Origin of the sequence: Agrobacterium vitis (genome assembly GCF_037039395.1) — a bacterium.
Lineage (GTDB): Bacteria > Pseudomonadota > Alphaproteobacteria > Rhizobiales > Rhizobiaceae > Allorhizobium > Allorhizobium vitis_E.
Map to the genome: position 1 here is coordinate 981,866 of NZ_CP146242.1, position 19,585 is coordinate 1,001,450.

The 19,585-nt window shown below is 58.9% G+C and carries 14 protein-coding genes; 5 read left to right on the forward strand and 9 right to left on the reverse strand.

Annotated features, from left to right (window positions below; translation table 11 throughout):
• Positions 1-206 precede the first annotated feature (206 nt).
• Together V6582_RS07300 and V6582_RS07305 are read left to right on the forward strand one after the other, a co-directional pair.
• Entirely contained in the window at positions 207-4,400 is a 4,194-nt protein-coding gene (locus V6582_RS07300; RefSeq protein WP_156631895.1) for an ATP-binding protein, read from the forward strand.
• 124 nt (positions 4,401-4,524) lie between these two features.
• A complete protein-coding gene (locus tag V6582_RS07305; protein ID WP_197434379.1) occupies positions 4,525-6,465 on the forward strand; it encodes an AsmA-like C-terminal region-containing protein in 1,941 nt (646 codons plus the stop codon).
• Between the two features lie 9 nt (positions 6,466-6,474).
• Here V6582_RS07305 and V6582_RS07310 read toward each other — a convergent pair whose 3' ends face one another.
• The 4 genes from V6582_RS07310 to V6582_RS07325 all read right to left on the reverse strand — a co-directional run bounded on the left by V6582_RS07310 (position 6,475) and on the right by V6582_RS07325 (position 10,564).
• Positions 6,475-7,290 (reverse strand): ABC transporter permease, encoded by an 816-nt coding sequence (locus V6582_RS07310; protein WP_060719219.1) that lies wholly within the window; start codon positions 7,288-7,290, stop codon positions 6,475-6,477.
• A gap of 9 nt (positions 7,291-7,299) precedes the next feature.
• Complete coding sequence (locus tag V6582_RS07315) at positions 7,300-8,241, reverse strand: ABC transporter permease subunit (RefSeq protein WP_234889674.1); 942 nt, start codon at positions 8,239-8,241, stop codon at positions 7,300-7,302.
• A gap of 4 nt (positions 8,242-8,245) precedes the next feature.
• Positions 8,246-9,394, reverse strand: a complete 1,149-nt coding sequence (locus V6582_RS07320) for an ABC transporter ATP-binding protein (RefSeq protein WP_156631897.1) — start codon at positions 9,392-9,394, stop codon at positions 8,246-8,248.
• Between the two features lie 99 nt (positions 9,395-9,493).
• Complete coding sequence (locus V6582_RS07325; protein WP_156631994.1) at positions 9,494-10,564, reverse strand: polyamine ABC transporter substrate-binding protein; 1,071 nt, start codon at positions 10,562-10,564, stop codon at positions 9,494-9,496.
• 540 nt (positions 10,565-11,104) lie between these two features.
• Between V6582_RS07325 and V6582_RS07330 the strand changes: the two genes are divergently transcribed.
• On the forward strand, positions 11,105-11,875 hold the full coding sequence (locus V6582_RS07330) for a hypothetical protein (protein WP_156631898.1): 771 nt from the start codon (positions 11,105-11,107) through the stop codon (positions 11,873-11,875).
• A gap of 27 nt (positions 11,876-11,902) precedes the next feature.
• Here the strand turns inward: V6582_RS07330 and V6582_RS07335 are convergent, their stop codons facing one another.
• Positions 11,903-13,312 carry a helix-turn-helix domain-containing protein gene (locus V6582_RS07335; RefSeq protein WP_156631899.1) on the reverse strand — a complete coding sequence of 470 codons (1,410 nt, stop codon included), beginning with the start codon at positions 13,310-13,312 and terminating at the stop codon, positions 11,903-11,905.
• 248 nt (positions 13,313-13,560) lie between these two features.
• On the opposite strand from V6582_RS07335, the gene aceA reads away from it, so the two are divergent.
• Positions 13,561-14,850 (forward strand): isocitrate lyase, encoded by a 1,290-nt coding sequence (gene aceA / locus V6582_RS07340; RefSeq protein ID WP_070166362.1) that lies wholly within the window; start codon positions 13,561-13,563, stop codon positions 14,848-14,850.
• A gap of 152 nt (positions 14,851-15,002) precedes the next feature.
• Positions 15,003-15,263 (forward strand): SMc00767 family acetate metabolism repressor, encoded by a 261-nt coding sequence (locus tag V6582_RS07345; protein ID WP_060719226.1) that lies wholly within the window; start codon positions 15,003-15,005, stop codon positions 15,261-15,263.
• A 42-nt stretch (positions 15,264-15,305) separates the two neighbouring features.
• On the opposite strand, the gene V6582_RS07350 is transcribed toward V6582_RS07345, so the two are convergent.
• The 4 genes from V6582_RS07350 to V6582_RS07360 all read right to left on the reverse strand — a co-directional run bounded on the left by V6582_RS07350 (position 15,306) and on the right by V6582_RS07360 (position 19,563).
• Positions 15,306-16,499, reverse strand: a complete 1,194-nt coding sequence (locus V6582_RS07350) for a TCR/Tet family MFS transporter (RefSeq protein ID WP_156631900.1) — start codon at positions 16,497-16,499, stop codon at positions 15,306-15,308.
• Between the two features lie 271 nt (positions 16,500-16,770).
• Positions 16,771-18,426: an ABC transporter ATP-binding protein gene (locus V6582_RS07355; RefSeq protein WP_156631901.1), complete on the reverse strand. Its 1,656-nt coding sequence runs from the start codon at positions 18,424-18,426 to the stop codon at positions 16,771-16,773.
• A gap of 487 nt (positions 18,427-18,913) precedes the next feature.
• On the reverse strand, positions 18,914-19,249 hold the full coding sequence (locus tag V6582_RS27530; RefSeq protein ID WP_420360188.1) for a haloacid dehalogenase-like hydrolase: 336 nt from the start codon (positions 19,247-19,249) through the stop codon (positions 18,914-18,916).
• On the reverse strand, positions 19,246-19,563 hold the full coding sequence (locus V6582_RS07360; protein WP_156631902.1) for a haloacid dehalogenase-like hydrolase: 318 nt from the start codon (positions 19,561-19,563) through the stop codon (positions 19,246-19,248). Before V6582_RS07360 ends, V6582_RS27530 begins: the two co-directional genes overlap by 4 nt.
• Positions 19,564-19,585 lie beyond the last annotated feature (22 nt).

Consider the following 19,585-nt stretch of genomic DNA (forward strand, 5'->3'; position numbering starts at 1 on the left):
TTGCAGCCCGGTTTTTTTCGATAGAGGGTATATAGCAGAACCTATTGTGCGTTGCAATATTATGTTGCAACGCACAATAAAATAATTGCTCACATTAACCCTGTTTGGCGATAGAGGCGCTCTCCGCTGGACCCGGAGGGGGTGCGAAGTTATTAAAAATCTGTTAATTCAGAACAGTGCCGGCGAAAAAGCTCGACAGGTTGACCATGCCCGCTATCCAATACCCTTTCATCGATATCGCCGTGCACAGCGCGGTCAGGGCCCGGTTTGCGCGTGGAGATGCTCTGGCATTGTTTTCGCTGGATCTGGAACGAGTGCTTTGGGCGAATGGCGCCGGAGCGGGTTTCTTCGGAACGGCCTCGGTTTACGATTTCCTCGACCAAGGGCCACCGCGCCAGGATGTCACCTTCCGGCAGATCGCCGCCATGGCCCGGCAGTTGAAAACGACGGGCGAAGCGCGCCGTCTGGTGGTGCGGGCCGGTTCGGGCTTTCGCCTTGTGCCTGTTGAAGCTCAGCTGGAACGGCTGGAGATCCGCCCCGGCGAAGTGGTCATTCTGTTTTCCATGCCGGTCAGCTACCGCGACGCCTCGGCCCGCAGCGAAGCACTGCTGCGTGGCTTCGAAGATCCCGACACCCATATGGCCCTTCTGGACAGCAAGGGCGCGGTGATCCGGGCATCCGGCAATTTCGACCGGCTCGGCATTACCCCACGCACCATCGAAACCATCGTGCAGATGGCGCAAGTCCAACCCGGCGGCCTGATGAAGCGGCCTATTCCGACAGCACGCGGCAACCTGCCCGCTGCGCTGGGCAGAATTGCTGACGACCCTGCAATGTTCCTGCTATTTGCAGTGGAAACCCTGCTGGGAACGCTGGATACCTCGGATGGGTTTACTGAGGAGCAGCCCGCCCCGGCTTCCGTAACGGCGCCACAGGTCCACGAACCGCAGGTTTCGATAGAGCCCGCCGTGGCCGCTGCTGAGACCCATCTTTCTGAGCCTCCCGCGTCCGAGACTTTTCCAGCCGCAGATACAATCGCTGTCGAGGTTGAAGAGGGCAAGCCTGAGGAAGCCAAGTCCGAAGAGGCAAGACCCGAGGAAGCCAGGCCTGTAGAGACTTTTGAAGCAGTCGTCGAAGCCCTGGGCAGCATCCACGAGTTGGAACCTGAGCCGGAAGACCTGTCTCAGGCGGATGCGCTGAGCCCGCAGCCGGATGATCATGCTGGTGGCGAGCCCGTGCCTGAAGACAAGCTCCTGCCTGACGACATGCACGTACCTGAAGACCAGCCCGCGCCTGAAGAACTGTCAGTTCCTGAGGAAAGCCCCGCTGAAGCGGAACAGCCTGCCACGTTCGACGCGACGTTGACCGAGGACAGTCAAGCCAGCACGGATCTGCCGGATTCCGATCTACACGCCGATGCTGAACAGGATGAGATCGAAGCCGAGACAGAGGCACCCACCGCGGACGCTGTTGAGCAGGACGAAGAGGGCGAGACGGAGCCCGCGCCACATTCTGCGGAAGAGACGCCAGAACTGCCGGAAACCGTCAGCGAACAGGCTGCGCGGCAACAAGAGAACACCCAGGAGGATTTCGCCTTCACTCCCACCATGCGGGCGGCGCGGTTCGTGTGGAAGGTCGATGCACTCGGCTGTTTCAGTGAAGTCTCACCGGAATTTGCCAAGGCGGTCGGCCCGCGGTCGGCGGCCATCGAAGGTCAGACCTTCGCCGATCTGGCGGCCCTGTTCAATCTCGATCCCGATGGCAAGATCGGTGAATTGCTGAAAAAGCGCGATACCTGGTCTGGCAAGACGATCTATTGGCCGATTGAAGGCACCAGCTTGAAAGTGCCGGTCGATCTGGCCGCCTTGCCGACCTATACCCGCAGTCGCGATTTTGATGGCTTCCGAGGCTTTGGCGTCGTGCGGCTGGCCGATTGCATCGAAGATATCGACAAGGTCGGACTGACCTTAAGCGCTCCGCTCGAGCAGAGCCGCACGACCGAGCAAGCGGCACTAGCCGATCCCCAGCAAGACATGCGGGATGATGCCGCCACTCCGGCAGAGGTCGAAAAGGCTGATACCATCCCTGTGCCAGAACGGGTGGAAGAACAGGCGTCGGAACGGGAAGAGGTGCCGGCCTTGGTCATCAGCGCACCAGCCCCCCTTCCCCAGGCGGAAAACATCGTTCAACTCAAGCCCCGCCATTTCGGCCGCGAAGGTTTGAGCCCCGCCGAACATGCGACCTTTCAGGAAATTGCCCGCAGACTGGACGCGCTCGGTGCAAAATCCGCTGACGGCAGCCGCGATCTATCGCCCAAGAAGAGACATAACGACACTGGGCGTGACGACAAAGCTGCCGCAGAAGTCCAAAAACCATCCCCTGTTGACGCAGCAGATGCCGAAAAGCAGAAGCCTGATGCCGCCGCCGCCGACCATGCGACACCCGAAGCGGAGGATACAACAGTGCCTTCGCCGCGTGCCGAGCGCGACAGCCTGCCTGAGAATGACAACACAAAACCAGATCCGGCCACCGATCTACCGGCATCGCAGGCCAGTGAAGAGGTCGATGACGAGGCCAATACCGCGGTAAGCGACGAGGCAACAGGTGCCGAAGATGGCGACGAGCCAGCTGACGTCGTTTCTGATCAGGAAGAGGAGTTTCCAGCCGACACCGTCGTCGAATTCCCCTCCACTGGTGACGAAGTTTCCGCCAATACGAACGATGTCGCCGAGGATGGAAAAAGCGCTGCGGACGAGATGATCCTGCCGGTCGCATCCGTGCCTGGCGCTCTCCTGCCACGTCCGCCGCGCGATGTGGTGTTTTCGCCTGATGTGCTGGACATGCTGCCCGTGGCATTGCTCGCTCATCGCGGCGATACCTTGATCCATGCCAATCCGGAATTTCTGGCGCTGACCGGCTATGCCGATCTCGACGCATTGGCTCAGTCCGGTGGGCTGGACGCGCTTTTACAGCGTGACGACGTGGTGCAAGGCGACAATCCGCAAGACGATCAGCCTGGAACGGACGACGCGCGCCGGGATGGCAGGCTTGTCGTGGTCAGGGCCGATGATGCGCTGGTGCCCGTCTCGGCGCGGTTGCAATCGATCCGCTGGGAAGAGGCCAGCGCCTTGCTGCTGGCGCTGGTGCCGCAGGCTCCGGCAAAGCCTGCCGAGACGCCCGTTGCAGACCATACGCCTCTTCCGGTTTCCGATGCCGGTGACGGTTCACAGCCTGGATTGGACCATCCGACCCGGCTCGATGCAGTGGAGCATACCGGCCTGCGCATCGAGGTGGAGGAGCTGCGCTCCATCCTGGAAACGGCAACCGACGGCGTGGTGACCATCAGCACCGACGGCGAAATCCGCTCGGTGAACGGCGCGGCCAGCGCACTGTTCAACTATGACGAAGACGATATTCGCGGTAAGCCGTTCGTTACGCTGTTTGCCCATGAGAGCCAGAGGGCGATCCTCGATTATCTCGGCGGGCTGACCGGCCATGGCGTTGCCAGCGTGCTCAACGACGGACGCGAAGTGATCGGCCGGGAATCCTCCGGTGGCTTCATTCCGCTGTTCATGACCATTGGTCGCCTCTCCTCTTCCAACGGCTTTTGCGCTGTCATCCGCGACATTACCCAATGGAAGCGCACCGAAGAGGAATTGCGCAGCGCCAAACGCGCCGCAGAAACAGCCAATGCCCATAAGACCGACTTCCTGGCACGGGTCAGCCATGAAATCCGCACGCCGCTGAATGCGATTATCGGCTTTGCCGATATCATGGCGGATGAGCGCTTCGGGCCGATCGGCCATGGACGCTACGCTGAATATGCCGCCGATATCGGCCGTTCCGGCCGGCATGTGCTAGATATCGTCAACGATCTCCTGGATATTTCCAAGATCGAGGCGGGCGAAATGGATCTCGACTTCATCGCGGTCGGCTTGAATGAAACGGTGTCGGAAGCCGTGGCCATCGTCCAGCCGCAGGCAAACGGCCAACGGGTGATTATCCGCACGGCGCTGTCGCAATCGGTGCCGAATGTTGTGGCTGACATGCGGTCGATCAAGCAGATCGTGCTCAATATCCTGTCGAACGCCATCCGGTTCACCCCGTCAGGTGGACAGATCATCGTTTCCACCAATTACGAGCCGAATGGCTGCGTAACCCTGCGTATCCGCGACACCGGCATCGGCATGACGCGGGCAGAACTGGAACAGGCCATGAAGCCGTTCCGGCAAGTATCTCCGGGCGGCGCCCGGTTGCGCGGCGACGGCACCGGTCTTGGACTGCCGCTGACCAAGGCGATGGTGGATGCCAACCGCGCCAGCTTTGCCATTCAATCGACACCGAACGAAGGTACGCTGGTGGAAATCACCTTCCCTTCTCCAAGGGTTCTGGCGGGCTGACCGACAACAGCAGGACGATAGAGAGCTTGCGGCGCGCCTGTTGAAATTGCAAGGAAAAGCGCTTTGCTCTATCGAAACGATCGGCGTTGATATATGTCTTCGCACCAGATCTGAAAGGCCTCCTGTGACGTTGGGTTCAAAACGCAAATGGTCGGCATCGCGGCGCTGGCGCGGACGCAGGCTGGCGCGGACGGTGATCGTCATCGCAGTGGCGATGCTTTGCATTTTCGTCGCGTCCCGGCTGGCGGCACCCTATATCGTGTCCAGCAGCCTAGTGCGCGGCAGCATCGAAAAGGCCATCAGCCGCTGGAGCGGCCATGACGTGGAGATTGCCGGCACGCCCAGCCTGCAATTCTGGCCAGAGCCACGCATTACCCTGCCCGATGTCACCATTACTGCCCATGAGCCTGGCATCAGCCCCAGCTCTGGAAAATCCGCCGATGCAAATGGCGCAAAAAAGCGGGTGCTTGCTCATATCGACGTACTCTCGGCCTCGTTCGGCCTGATCAAGGCGGCAATGGGCAATCCGGCATTCGACGATTTCTATCTGGTAAGGCCGCATATCTCCATGCGCCGCGACGCTCGGGGCCATCTCGATTGGGCTGGAAAAGGCCTGCTCTCGGATGCGATCAACCATGCCCAGGAAAATGCCGGGGGCGGCCAGACCCTCGACAAGAACTATGATGCCAGGATCGGTTCGATTACCGTCGAAAATGGCCGGATCGACATCGAAGACCAGTCGCTGCGGCGAACGGTGGTGATCGATAGCATTTTTTCCCACCTGTTCTGGCCGGTCATGTCGGCGCCGGTTGACGGCACCGCCAATATGATGATCGGCGGGGTGGCCACCCGGCTGGATTTTTCCTCGCGCCAACCCCTGCTGCTGCTCGGCGGCGGCATCGCGCAGGCGGAATTTTCGCTGACCGCCCCCGCCCTCAAAGGCACATTCAAGGGCAAGACCGGACTGGCGCCGGCCCGGTTCGCCTCCGGCGATCTATCGCTTGCGATTTCCGACGTTCCAGGGCTTCTTGCCTGGACAGGGGCGACGCTGCCCGGCACCGAAGCCCTGCACACCGTCTCGGTCCAGGCGACCGTGACGGCGGAAGCCGACAAGATCCGGCTGGACAGCCTGTCCTTTACCGCCAACGATACCAGCGCCACAGGCCTGATGGAAATGGCCCAGGCGAAAAGCGGCAAACCGAAGCTCAGCGGTACGCTGGCCTTCGAGCAGATGGACATCCCGACCGTGCTCGGTGCCTTTTCGCTTTCGGCCCCTGACGCCGATACAACTGAGGGAAAAAGTGGTCTGCTGGACTGGCTGGAATTCGACCTGACACTGTCAGCCCGCAAGGCCACGTATGCGCCCTTCACCCTTTCCGACCTGGGTGCCAGCATTCTCGCCACCGATGGCACTGCCGTGTTCGACATTGCCGACAGCACCCTTGCCGATGGCACGCTTGTCGCGCATCTGGAGGGCAAGAACCGCAATTTCGACGAGGGCGGTCACCTGGATCTCGCGCTGACCAATGCCGATCTATCCGATATTGAAAGTAAATTGGCATTAAATGGGCCTCTGCCGCTTGGCCCCGGCACATTGACGCTGTCGGCAACGACCAACCGGGCGCTGTGGGAAACCCGTCCTGACGATGTTACCGGCACGCTGGACATGACCGCCGGACCGGGGAGAATTACCGGCGTCAACCCGGACGGTGTCCGGCAAAAGGCGGCAGAGCAGCGGTTTTTCCGCCTGCAGGATGCAGGAAAAGGGGAACTGCCGTTTGACAGCCTGACGCTGTCGGCCACGCTTGGCAATGGTGGCATCAATATCGGCAAGGGCGAATTGCAGGGCAGTGTCCACTCCACATCCTTTACCGGCGTGGTCCCCTACGGCTTCAAAGGTCTGGCGCTATCGGCAGAGGTTCGCCCCGGCACGTCCTATGTCGGCGCATTCGCTCCGCTGCAATTGTTTATAGGCGGTTCGTGGCCGGATCTGATCGTTTCGCCAGCCAGTTCGCCTGCCGGTTCTTCGGCCAGTTCTCCAGCCAATCCAGTTGCCAATCCCTGACCTTTTTGATCACCGCCCAGCGGCGGCAATGTGCTCATCGCGCTGGCGCTGCAACTCCCGGCGCTTGGTGCCGATGGATGCGATAATGACACCGAGCGTCACGACAGCAATCAATATGGTGCAAACCGCGTTGATTTCCGGCGTCACACCCAACCGCACCTGCGAGTAGATCTTGATCGGCAGGGTGGTCGCTCCCGGCCCGGTGGTGAAGCTGGCAATGACCAGATCGTCCAGCGACAGGGTAAAGGCCAGCATCCAGCCGGAGACCACGGCGGGCAGGATCAGCGGCAGGGTGATGCGGAAAAACGTCTTGACCGGCGGGCAACCGAGATCGAGCGCCGCCTCTTCCAGGCTGCGATCAAACGTCACCAGCCGCGATTGCACGACGATCGCCACATAGCACATGGTGAAGCTGGTATGGGCAAGGGTGATGGTCATCAAGCCGCGATCGACATTCAGCGCAACGAACAGCAAAAGCAGCGACAGGCCGGTGATAACGTCAGGCATGACCAGCGGCGCATAGACCATGCCGGAAAACAGCATGCGGCCGCGAAACCGCCCGAAGCGCACCAGTGCCAGCGCCGCCATGGTGCCAAGCACGGTGCCGAGACTGGCCGAAATGACGCCAACCCGGAGCGTCACCCAGGCGGCATCCATCAGGCTGTCATTCTGCCAGATCTCCTGGTACCAGCGCAGCGAAAACCCGCCCCAGACCGTCACCAGCTTCGACGCGTTGAACGAGAAGATCACCAGAATCAGGATCGGCACATAGAGAAAAGCGAAACCGAAGGTGAGAAAAACGGGATCGAAACGGCCAGATTTCATCACGGTCCCTCACACTTTGCTTTGCTGGTTCTGGAAAATCATGATCGGAACCACCAGCAAAAGCAGCAGCACGATGGCGACGGCAGAGGCGACGGGCCAGTCCCGATTGCCGAAAAACTCCGTCCACATGGTCTTGCCGATCATCAGCGTATCGGCGCCGCCCAGCAGGTCGGGAATGACGAATTCGCCTGTGATCGGAATGAAGCAGATCATCGATCCGGCAATCACCCCCGGCAGGGAGAGCGGAAAGGTAATCCGCCAGAAGGCCGTCATCGGCGGGCAACCGAGATCGCTTGCCGCTTCCAGCAGGCTGCCATCCATCTTCTCCAGAGCCGAATAGAGCGGCAGGACCATGAAGGGCAGGTAGGAATAGACGATGCCGATGAATACGGCGATGTCGGTCTGGTAGATATGCACCTGCTGGTCTGGACCGTAGATATGCAGGCTTTGCAACAGCAGCGTCAAAAGCCCTTCCGGCTTCAGAATGCCGATCCACGCATAGACGCGGATCAGGAACGAGGTCCAGAACGGCAGGATGACCATCATCACAAGGGTTGGGCGCAGTTCCGCCTTGGCGCGCGCCATGGCCAGCGCCATCGGGTAGCCGATCAACAACAGCAGCAGGGTGGAGATCGCCGCGATCCTCAGCGACGACAGATAGGATTCAATATAGAGCGGATCTTCACCGAGGATCTGGAAATTCTCGAAATCCAGCTGCGACAGGAAATCACCCAGTTGCGAAAAGCCCTGGAAGACCGGCGTATAGGGCGGCATGGCGATGGCCGTATCCGACAGCGAGATCTTCACGATGATGAAGAACGGCGCCAGGAAAAACAAACCCAGCCACAGATAAGGGAGGACAACAATCAGCCAGCGGGCCCGGCTTGCCTTGGAAAGCGCTGGGGGAAGCGCCGGAGGAACGGCTTGTGGAAGGGTTGCGGGCTCGGCCATGGCGCTACCTCGTCAACAACAGGCCGGCATCCGGCGTCCAGGAAAACCAGACCTGATCGCCGAATGTAATCGGCCGGTCTACCAGACGTGCGACATTGGCCTGCGCCGCGCGGAAGGTAAAGCCATCCTCGCGCCGGATGATGAACACCGAAAAATCGCCGAGATAGCCGATATCCCAGACCTCACCGGAAAGCGCATTGACGCTGGTATCGGCGGGCGGGTCGATGGAGATACGAACCTTTTCCGGGCGGATGGCAAAGGCAACCTCGGCACCGTCAGCGAGATCGCAGGGCTGATCGACCAGGCAGGTGAAGCCGTCACAGGCAATGGCCACAGGGCCGCCATCACTATCGCTTCGCAGCAACCGCCCCTCGACAATATTGATATCGCCAATGAAATCCGCCACGTAACGACAATTCGGCGCCTCATAGATTTCGGCGGGCGTCGCCACCTGGACGATTTCGCCCTTGTCCATGACAGCGATCCGGTCAGACACCGTCATCGCCTCTTCCTGGTCATGGGTGACGATCAGGAAGGTCAGGCCAAGCTCGGTCTGGATATCCATCAGCTCAAACTGGGTTTCCTCGCGCAGCTTGCGGTCGAGCGCGCCGAGCGGCTCGTCCAGCAGCAGCACTTTCGGGCGTTTGGCCAGCGAACGGGCCAGGGCGACACGCTGACGCTGGCCGCCGGAAAGCTGACCTGGCTTGCGTTTGGCAAACTCCTCCAGCTTGACCAGTTTCAGCATTTCCTCGACCCGCGCCTTGATTTCACCCTTGGGCAGATTGTCCTGTTCCAGGCCGAAGGCGATGTTCTTTTCCACCGACATATGCGGAAACAGCGCGTAGGACTGGAACATCATATTGGTCGGACGACGATAGGGCGGCACGCCGGCGAGATCGCGGCCCTGCAACAGGATGCGACCCTCGGTCGGCTCCTCGAAGCCAGCCAGCATCCGCATCAGCGTGGTCTTGCCGCAGCCAGATGGCCCAAGCAGCGAGAAAAACTCCCGCTCGTAGATGTTCAGGGTAAGGTTATCGACTGCCGTGAACGGCCCAAAGCGTTTAGTGACATTTTCAAACCGGATGAAGGGCATTTGCCCCCGCTCCGTCCAAGGTGCGAATTTGCGTTTTACCGGCCCCAGAGTCTTCGCCATCGGTCCCCTTCCCCGCCTGCCTTGTTTGCCAAGGCCTGTACGGTCTGTTGTGCGCGTCTCAAATAGAAAACGGGGCATTTCTGCCCCGCTTCATCTCGTTTACTTGCCGGTCTTGACCTGGGTCCAGAGCCGGTTCAGGACGCGCTGCGATTTGGGATCGTAAGGCGAGATGGTGAACAACCGCTTCATAGTCGCCTCGTCGGGATAGACGGAGGGATTGTTGAGCACATCGGCGCTGACCATTTTTTGCGAGGCCAGATTGCCATTGGCATAGGAGACGAAATCAGATGCCTTGGCGATTACCTCAGGCTTCATCAGGTAATTGATGAAGGCATGGGCTTCCTCGACATTCTTGGCATCAGCCGGGATCGCCAGGTTGTCGAACCACATATAGGTTCCTTCCTTGGGGATCACATAGGCGATTTCCACGCCGTTCTTGGCCTCTTCCGCCCGCTTCTTGGCCTGGATCACATCGCCGGACCAGCCGATGGTGGCGCAGATATCGCCATTGGCGAGATCATTCAGGTAGGAGGAGGAGTTGAAGGTCTTGGCACTGGGCCGGATCGCCTGGTAGACCTTGGCGCCTGCTTCCAGATCGGCTGTTTTCTTGCTGTCGGCAGGCTTGCCGATGTAGTTCATGGCAATCGCGAAGGTTTCATCCGAGGCATCGAGGATGTTCAAGCCGCATTGCTTGAGCTTCTTGGCGTTTTCCGGCTTGAAGATGAAGTCCCAGCTATCGACCTTGACGTCATCGCCGAAGATCGCCTTGATCTTCTTGACATTGTAGCCAATGCCGGTCGTGCCCCACATATAGTTGACAGCATATTGGTTGCCGGGGTCGTAATTGGCCAGCCGCTCCATGACCATCGGCCACATATTGGCAAGATTCGGCAGTTTCGACTTGTCGAGCTTCTGGAACACGCCCGCCTGGATCTGCCGCGCCAGGAACGGACCGGTCGGCACCACCACATCATAGCCGGAGCCACCGGCCAAAAGCTTGGTCTCCAACAGGTCGTTGTTGTCGAAGACGTCATAGACGACCTTGATGCCGGTTTCCTTGGTGAAATCCTCGAGGATCTGCGGATCGATATAATCCGACCAATTGTACACATGCACTTCCCGGTCGGCAGCACCGGCAGGCAGCGCGCCCGCCGATAAGGTGATGGACATGGCCGCAAAGGCGGCGGCGGCAAAGCGAATCCCGGTGGATGTCATCACGTCTCCTGTATCCAGGCCATTGGGGGATAAGGCCCGTCGTTCCCATTATTTTTCGCCAGACTAGAAAGGAAATATGCGCTCGACAAGCGTAATTTTCCGCATCACAGCAAAGCAGCGCACAATGTACCGGCGGGGCACCGACAGGTTGAAGCGACAGAACCATCTTCCTGATGGCATGCGGTCCGGCAAGCTCCCCCTCACCAACCATCCGTCAATCTTTTTGAAACACCTTATGGTTATGTTATTTTAAATTTCAATCAAAGGTAGCGATCATGAGCAACGCCAATGTAACATACGAGACCATTCTTTCCCCGAACCAATTCGTGACCGGCGTACGCCAAGATGCCGGCACCAACCAGCCGGTCGTGCTGACCGGAAATTACCAGCCGACCCAAAGGTGCGCAACAGCAGGCGCTTCTCTATCGCGGGCCGCTGCTTTCCACCGACAGCTCCGGCTATGCCTATCTGACCCCCGTTTTCAAAGGCCAGACGGTGACGACATCGACCTTTTACGGTCCGAATACACCTTTGTTCAATCCTGACATCGGCAAGGGAAATGTGCGCGCCGTCGGCAGCTATAAATATGCTGAGGCCACCGATCCGACTGCCGACCATGGCATGATGTATGAAGGCGCCTTCGACGGTTCTGGCAAATGGACGGCGCTCGACATACCCAAGGATGTTGCCGGTGGGATAGTGTTTTATACCATTGCCCATTCCACCATGGGCGACCTGGTGGTCGGCAATTTCGATCTTGCCGGGCAGGCTGCCTCGGCTGCGGCCTTCATTTACGATATCCGCACGCAAAGCTTCTCCAGGCTCAGCCTCGGACCGCTCACCACCGCCTATGGCATCTGGCAAAATGGCGGCGACGGCAGCAATGCCTATACGATCGTCGGCGGCTACAAGGGCGCAACCGGAATCAATGTCGGTTTCGTGCTGGATTACGATGCCGCGACGAAAAAGATCAGCAACGTCACGAATTACAGCTATCAGGGCAAGCCAGGGATTGTGACCCATTTCGAAGGTATCAGCGCCATAGAGAGTGGCTATTGCCTGGCTGCGATGTCGGACCAGGACACCGCTTTCGTTACCATCGGCCGCAATAGCGACGGAACCTTTACCGACGCCAAATGGGTTCCGGTCGCCTATCCGACCAGCGATGGACCGTCAACCGGCAATACGGTGATCGACAACAATCTGATGGGCATCATGACCACGGGAGGCCACGTGCAATCCTATCTGGCGGTGATTAAAGCCTAGAGTTTGTTCGCCCCTCACTGGGAGCCGTCACTGGAAATCGAAGGCGCTTAATCCCGCCGTCATTTCATCCAGTCCGAGTGGCCGTGTCATTGGCAGCTCGGCCCTGGAAAGACAGGCCTGTCGCTCGCAGATTCGGCAGGCCTGGCCGATCTCCACTGGCGCCATCCGCGCCTCGCCATAGACGGTGTCCTGCGCGTGAGCGAGATCGCAGCCGATCAGCAGGGCCGTGCGGCGGACCCGCTGCTGAAAGCCCGCCTGTGGCCCTTCCAACGTGCGCGACACCGTGAGAAAACCGGCGCCATCCGGAGCAACCACCGGCTCGACCAGGATCTGCCCGGGCTCTGAAAAGGCCGCATGAATGTTCAGCTTCGGACATTGGCCGCCGAACGTGGCGCGCGGGAAGCCCTGCCCGCCGGCCCGGCGGATGATATTGCCGGCATGATCGATCTCCATCAGGAAGAACCCGATGCCCGCAGCACCCGCCCGTTGCAATGTGACCAGCCGCGAGGCTGCCTGCTCGAACGATACCCGAAACCGGGCGCGCAGCACGTCCACGTCATAACGCGCCCGCTGCGCCGCTGCCAGAAAAGCGCCGTAGGGCATGATCAGCGCCAGGGCTGCGTAGCGCGCCAGCTCGAACCGGGCGATGCGGCGTGCCTCATTTGAGGTCAGAGCCAGACTTTCCAGCTCGGCGCGAATCTCCTCGCCCATAACGAGAAGACAGGCTTCCATGGCCATTTCCCGCAACTGGTCGAAGGGCGACAGCCGTTCCGACAGGAACAGCCGCATGGAATGGCGGTCATAGCGCCGCCCGAGATGCGGCATGACATGCACGGGCAGCGCCCGCACGACGATGCCGTGCTGGGTGCGCAGCCAGGTTTTCAGCGCCGCCTCCAGCCCATCGCCCGGATCGAGCGCCGCATGAAAGGCTTCCGCCGCCGCCTCGATCAGGGGAAAATGCAGGCTGCGGCGCTCCAGCACGTCGCGCACTTCATCCATCGGCAGCCGCGCCCCGGCCAGCGCCGTTTCATGGCCCTCACGGGCCAGCAATTCGGCAAGGTCCGACAGGCGCTTGGCCTGTTCCCGGTAGGCCCGGTAAAGCTTGACCACGCCGCTGGCGGCATTGGGGGCCGCCTCGGCAAATTCGATCAATTCCTGATCGCCCGGAATTTCTCCAGCCAGCAGCGGATCGGCAAACACTTCACGCAATGGCACCGAGCCGCCGCCCGCATCGCCCTGTAATTCCTCCAGATCGACCTTATAGACCGAGGCCAGTTTCAGCAGCAATTGCACGGTCAGCGGTCGCTGGTTGCGCTCGATCAGATTGAGGTAGGACGGCGAAATGCCCAGCGCCTCGGCCATCGCCGTCTGGGTCAGGCCCAGGCCGTTGCGCACCCGCCTCACCCGTGGTCCGGCAAAGATCTTGTGGTCGGCCATATCAGCCCCTCCGACAGGAATTTACAAAATTTACGCCTCGACGCATCAAGCCGATAATTTACAATTTTTACAATATTACATCGCTCATTTGTAAACAACAAGACATCCTAACCTCTTTCAAGCCGTTGTTTTATCGTTTTTTCTTGGGATTTTTTGCAGCGCATTGTAAAACAAGTCACATCAGACCAGCAGGAAAGCAGCAAGAGGAGCGCGGCATTCCTGCATGAAAACGACAAGAGGAGACTGCCATGACTGATTTTTACAAACTCGTTCCCTCCGCACCGCAGGGTCGTTTCGATGGCGTCGAGCGGACCTATTCGGCAGAGGATGTCAAGCGGCTGCGCGGCTCCGTGGAGATCCGGTATTCGCTGGCGGAAATGGGCGCGAACCGGTTGTGGCAGCTGATCGGCCAGGAGGATTTCGTCAATGCACTGGGGGCGCTGTCGGGCAATCAGGCCATGCAGATGGTCCGCGCCGGGTTGAAGGCGATCTACCTTTCCGGCTGGCAGGTTGCGGCGGACGCCAATACCGCGTCCTCCATGTATCCCGACCAGTCGCTCTACCCCGCCAATGCGGCGCCTGAACTGGCCAAGCGGATCAACAAGACCCTGCAACGGGCCGACCAGATCGAAACCCAGGAAGGCAAGGGCCTGTCGGTCGAGACATGGTTTGCACCGATCGTTGCCGATGCCGAGGCAGGTTTTGGTGGGCCGCTCAATGCTTTCGAGATCATGAAGGCCTTTATCGAGGCCGGTGCGGCGGGCGTCCATTACGAGGACCAGTTGGCGTCGGAGAAGAAATGCGGTCATTTGGGCGGCAAGGTGCTGATCCCGACCGCTGCGCATATCCGCAACCTGACCGCCGCCCGGCTTGCCGCCGACGTGATGGGGACGCCAACGCTGATCATTGCCCGCACCGATGCGGAGGCCGCCAAGCTGTTGACCTCTGACATCGACGAGCGCGACCAGCCTTTTGTGGACTATGACGCGGGCCGCACCGCCGAAGGTTTCTACCAGGTACGAAACGGCATTGAGCCCTGCATTGCCCGCGCCATTTCCTATGCGCCCTACTGCGACCTGATCTGGATGGAGACCTCCAAGCCGGATCTGGAACAGGCCCGCAAATTCGCGGAAGCCGTGCATAAAGTGCATCCGGGCAAGAAGCTGGCCTATAATTGCTCGCCATCGTTCAACTGGAAAAAGAACCTCGATGACGCGACGATTGCCAAGTACCAGAAGGAACTGGGCGCCATGGGCTACAAGTTCCAGTTCATCACGCTGGCGGGCTTCCATCAGCTGAACTACGGCATGTTTGAACTGGCGCGTGGCTACAAAGATCGGCAGATGGCCGCCTATTCCGAGCTGCAACAGGCGGAATTTGCCGCAGAAGCCAATGGCTACACCGCCACCAAGCATCAACGCGAAGTTGGCACCGGCTATTTCGACGCGGTTTCCATGGCGATTTCGGGCGGCACGTCCTCAACCACAGCCATGAAGGAGTCGACCGAACATGACCAGTTCCGCCCTGCTGCTGAATGAGTTCTGGGCCGTTGTCCTGCTGATATCCACCGCCCTGGCCATTCGAAAACTGACGGCTGCCTTTATCGCAATTCCTGCCCGGTCTCGGGCGGGGCAAACTCTTAAAAACCTCCAGGCCTTTCAAAAACCCCAGACATAAGAGGAGCAATGCCATGACACCCCAGACCCGCGTTAAAGAACGTGCCGAAGAACAGGCAACCGCCATGAATGCCGACCAGCAGGCGCTGATCCGGATGCTGGCCAATGACCTGCACCGGCTGAACCATTCGGTCATGAAAGCCGTGGAGGCCGGGGTTTCCGTCGAGCTGGTCCGCTCTGCCCGCCACCATGGTGGCGATGGCAACTGGGGCGACCTGCTGATCCCGGTCGTGGTTACGCAAGGCATTGCGGCTCAGGGTATCAAGGCTGCCTGATATGCATATGACGAGCGTGTTTAGCCCGGCTGGGAGGCCGGGCTAAACTGCTTTTCCGCTGGTTTTAGTCTTGAGGCGCAGGCCCAGAACCAAGGGGACGCTGATGGCATAAACGGCAATGACCGACATCCAGATGCCCCCCGGCCAATAATCCCTGATGAGAAAGTAAACACTCGAAAACGCCAGGGGACCGATAATGGCGGCAAGGCTGAGGGCGGAGGCCAGTACGCCCTGGAATTGGCCTTGCTTGTCCGCATCGACCTGGGCGGTCGCCAAGGATTGCAGGGCCGGAACGCCAATGCCGCTCAAGGAAAAAACCGGCATGATCGCAAACACCATCCAGCTTTCGGTCGCAAAGGCAATGACCGCCAAAGAAATGCAGGCGCTGGAAACGCCGATCAGAATGGCGACCCGCTCGCCAAACAGCTTGACCGCCGGGCCGGGAAGAAAGGTCTGGGCAAGCGCCTGACAGATGCCGAACGCGCCGAGTGACAGGCCGATCCACAGTCCGCTCCACTGAAACGCATCGCCACCCCATAGCGCCCAGCAGGTGGCATAGGCTTCACCGATCAGATTGAAGATGAAAAACAGGATCACCATCGGCAGCAGGTTTTTCAACGACAACGCCCAGCGCAAAGGCCGCAGCGGGTTGATGGCCGCCAGATCGAGTTTCTCCCGCGTCGGGATGCGGGATTCCGGCAAGACGAAAAACGCCAGCAGCAGATTGCCACCATTCAGCACAGCGGCGGCAATGAAGGGCAGCCGCAGCCAATAATCCCCCAGCGCCCCGCCGATAATCGGGCCGAAGATGAAGCCTAGGCCGAACATCGCATTAAACAGACCAAAGCGCCGCGCCCGCTGATCTTCCGGCGAAATATCTGTCACATAGGCCGTCGCCACCGACATATTGGCGCTGGTCAACCCGGTAATGGCCCGCCCCAGCAGCAGCAGCCAGAGATTGTCGGCAAAGGCGAGAAACAGATAATTGACCGCCGCCCCCGCCAGCGAAATCAACAGGATGGGCCGACGACCGAGCCGATCACTGAGCGATCCCAGGATCGGCGCAAAGATAAACTGAATGACCGCATGAAGCGCCACCAACATACCAATATAGGGCGCCACATTCTGAATATGCGTCACCTCCCGCAACAAAGCCGGCAAAATGGGAAAGATAAGACCAAACCCAACAGCATCGAGAGCGACGGTGGCGAAAATGACGACGAGAGCTTTGTTCATAGCGCATTCCGGTTACACGGATTTTCGGCACCATACCAGCCCGGCGGTTCTGCGGTTAACTCCGATTGAGATCGGCCATGATATTTAAGGAAATGCGGGGCGTTGTATTTCGCGCAGGCACGTGTTTACGACAGTGAAAACGATTGGGCAAAGCGGTCTTGGTTGCCGTCAACCACCTGGTTCGCACGAACATCGACCGTACAACGCCGGAATTTATAATCATGGCATCAAGCACGGAATAAGAACCGGATCGATTTTACTTTGGCGACGTTCATTCACCTGCTTCAAGGCGCACAACCTGGTCGGATGAACGAATGGACGATAGGCGGTGGGTCACGGCAATGATGGTAAGGTTCTGCGCCAGATCGCGCAGCCCGTCCATGATTTGCCGTTCGGTGTCCTCGTCGAGTGCCGAATTCGCCTCGTCGAGAACGAGGATGGCGGGATTGCCGTAAAGCGCTCTGGCGATGGCAATCCGCTGGCGTTCTCCGCCCGAAAGTTTTAATCCGCGCTCGCCCACAACCGTTTCAAAGCCGTCGGGCATGGCTTCGATGCGCGTTAGAATGGATGCCTGCCTTGCCACCTCGCGCAGATGCTGCGCATCGTATGGTCGTCCGAGCACAATATTGACCGTGAGCGTGTCATTGAGCAGCGCAACCTCCTGCGGCACCACGCCGACATGGGCAAACCAATCATCACTGTCGATCCGCACGAGATCTGTTTCATCCGCCAGAATGCGGCCTTCGGCGGGCTCCAGGCTTTTCAGCAGCAACCGCAGGACAGTGGATTTGCCGGACCCAGTCTCGCCCACCAGAAATGTCGGCGTGCCTCGCTCAACCGTGAAGGACAGTTTCGAAATCCCGCGGCCATTCGGATAGCGGAAGGTCACGTCCTCAAACACAAGCGATCCCTGCGAGGGATGATAGGCAATGGGATTTGCAGGCCGGATCGCTTCCGGCGCGGCCCACATGGCGGCGAAAGGGCGAAACCGCGCCGCTGCTTCCACCGTTTCCTTGATCGCCATGCCGATCAGGTGAAAAGGCTCGTTTAGCTGGATCAAGAGCGTGTTGAACAGCACGATATCGCCTATCGAGAGGTGGCCAGCACGATATTGCGGCACAAGAAGCAGGAAGGTCACGGCAAGCTGAACCATCGCCGCAACGCCGAGAAAGGTCGCAAACGTGCTGCTGGCCAGCACATAACGCCGCCAGTTGCTGAAGGTCTCCCCTGCACTTCTGGCAAACTGGCCCGCGATCCACTTTTCCCCGCGTGTCTGGCGAAGCGTGTCGATGACGGCAACCGCATTGCCGACAAGTCTCGCATTGTCCTGGCTACATGCTATCGCCTTGTCGAGAAACGGATTGACGCGCCCGATCCGCATGTAGTCGAGGCCAACCACAACGGCTCCATAGGTCAGGACGATCAGGGCGATGTCCCAGCTGACGAGTTGTCCAAGCAGGAGTGCACTCAAGGCGATCTGGACAATGCCCGGCAAAAAGCCACCCATGCCAAGCTGGGTGATAATGTTCAGGGTCTGCTGCCCTTCCTGCATTGCCGCGCCGATATCGGCCGGATTGTGATCCAGGAAAAATCCATGCGTCTTCCTCAAAAGACGCGCGAAGAAGGCCAGGTTGGCGATATAGCAGAGCTTTTCAGCACACAGGAAAATCAGGAACCGCGATGCCTGGCTGAAAGCGGAAGCGACGCCAAACAAAACGGCATAGAGCAGAAAGATCTGGAAAGCATTGCCCGTCCGCTCCGTCAGATCGTCAACGGCGCGGGAAAACAGATAGGGAGCGGTGATCGAAGCCACCGACCCAACCAGCGATGTAGCCAGAATCATGATCGTGGTAAGCCGCGCGTCCCGCCAGTATTCGACCAAAAGCAGCCGCAGGATCGGCAATATCGCAGGGCGTGTTTCTGACATGAACGGCTCCGGCTGGCACATCATTAGCGTCGGGCCATCCCGTCTGACGGCAGAATGCGCCCGTTACCACCTCTCATTGCAATAGATGAATTTTTTCGTCAACTTTTTCTTCATTGTGGGGTGTTCAAGGTTCACAGCAGTGTTCTGTTTAGAGCATTTCCAGAAAAAGTGGACACCGGTTTTGCCAACCGAAAATGCGTAAAAACAAAGAGCTGGTAAGTTGATAGCGCTGAGAAGGCACCGCTGGCTTGCGACTCGGCCAGATAAGGCTCACGTATTTCTCTTTTCGGGAAACGCTGATCAATCGCTGTTTTAAACCAGATGCTTGACCGCTCAGAAGAGCTTTATTCTAACGATTTTGAGCTACCCGGAGAAGAAGGAAAAGCGGTCGCTTTGTGCTATGGTGGTTATTCACTTTGACGGGGTGAGCAAGGGGAAATAAGCCTCGAGCCTGTGTCAGATCTCGTCCGCTTTTGGACCGAAACGATCATAGGACGTCAACCCGAGAGAGCATGTCCAAGACTATTTCTTCGATATTTGCGTCAGGCCAGTGCTCAGCATGGAGCAACCCATGTGGCGGGGCTTTACCAACGAAATAGCTTCGAGAGGCGAAGTTAAGCATTGGAATATCACCATGCGAATCGCCAACCGCTGCCAAAGCCCCCGGCTCTAGTTTAAGTTCGGCGAGGAGAGAGTTCAGATAAACGGCCTTATCTTCCGGCCAGAAATGACTGAGTGTGTTGTCCTCCCGCCAGCCCGTACCAATTGCATAGTCGGCACCCAGTTCAGCGGCGAGCCATTCTACCGCGAAGTGCCAAGTTATTCAGCGGCGAGCCATTCTACCGCGAAGTGCCAAGTTATAGAGACAAGGGCAATCTTTACCCCTGCGGCCTTCAGCCGGGCGAAACCTTGTGTGACGCCTGGAGCAAGACGAAGGTCTGCCAGATGTTCGATCAATTGAGCCTTACTGAAAGGAAGGTACCATTCGACCATAGCCTCCCGTCCCTTCGTCATGTCCTCGCGAGATCGAAGCAGCTCGAAGGCACCCATCTCCGTTGAGCGCCCGATATGCCTGCCAATACAACCGCAGATGTTTTCGCCTCGCAGCAGTGTTCCGTCCACATCAAATGCAGCCAATCGTATACTACTAATATTACGT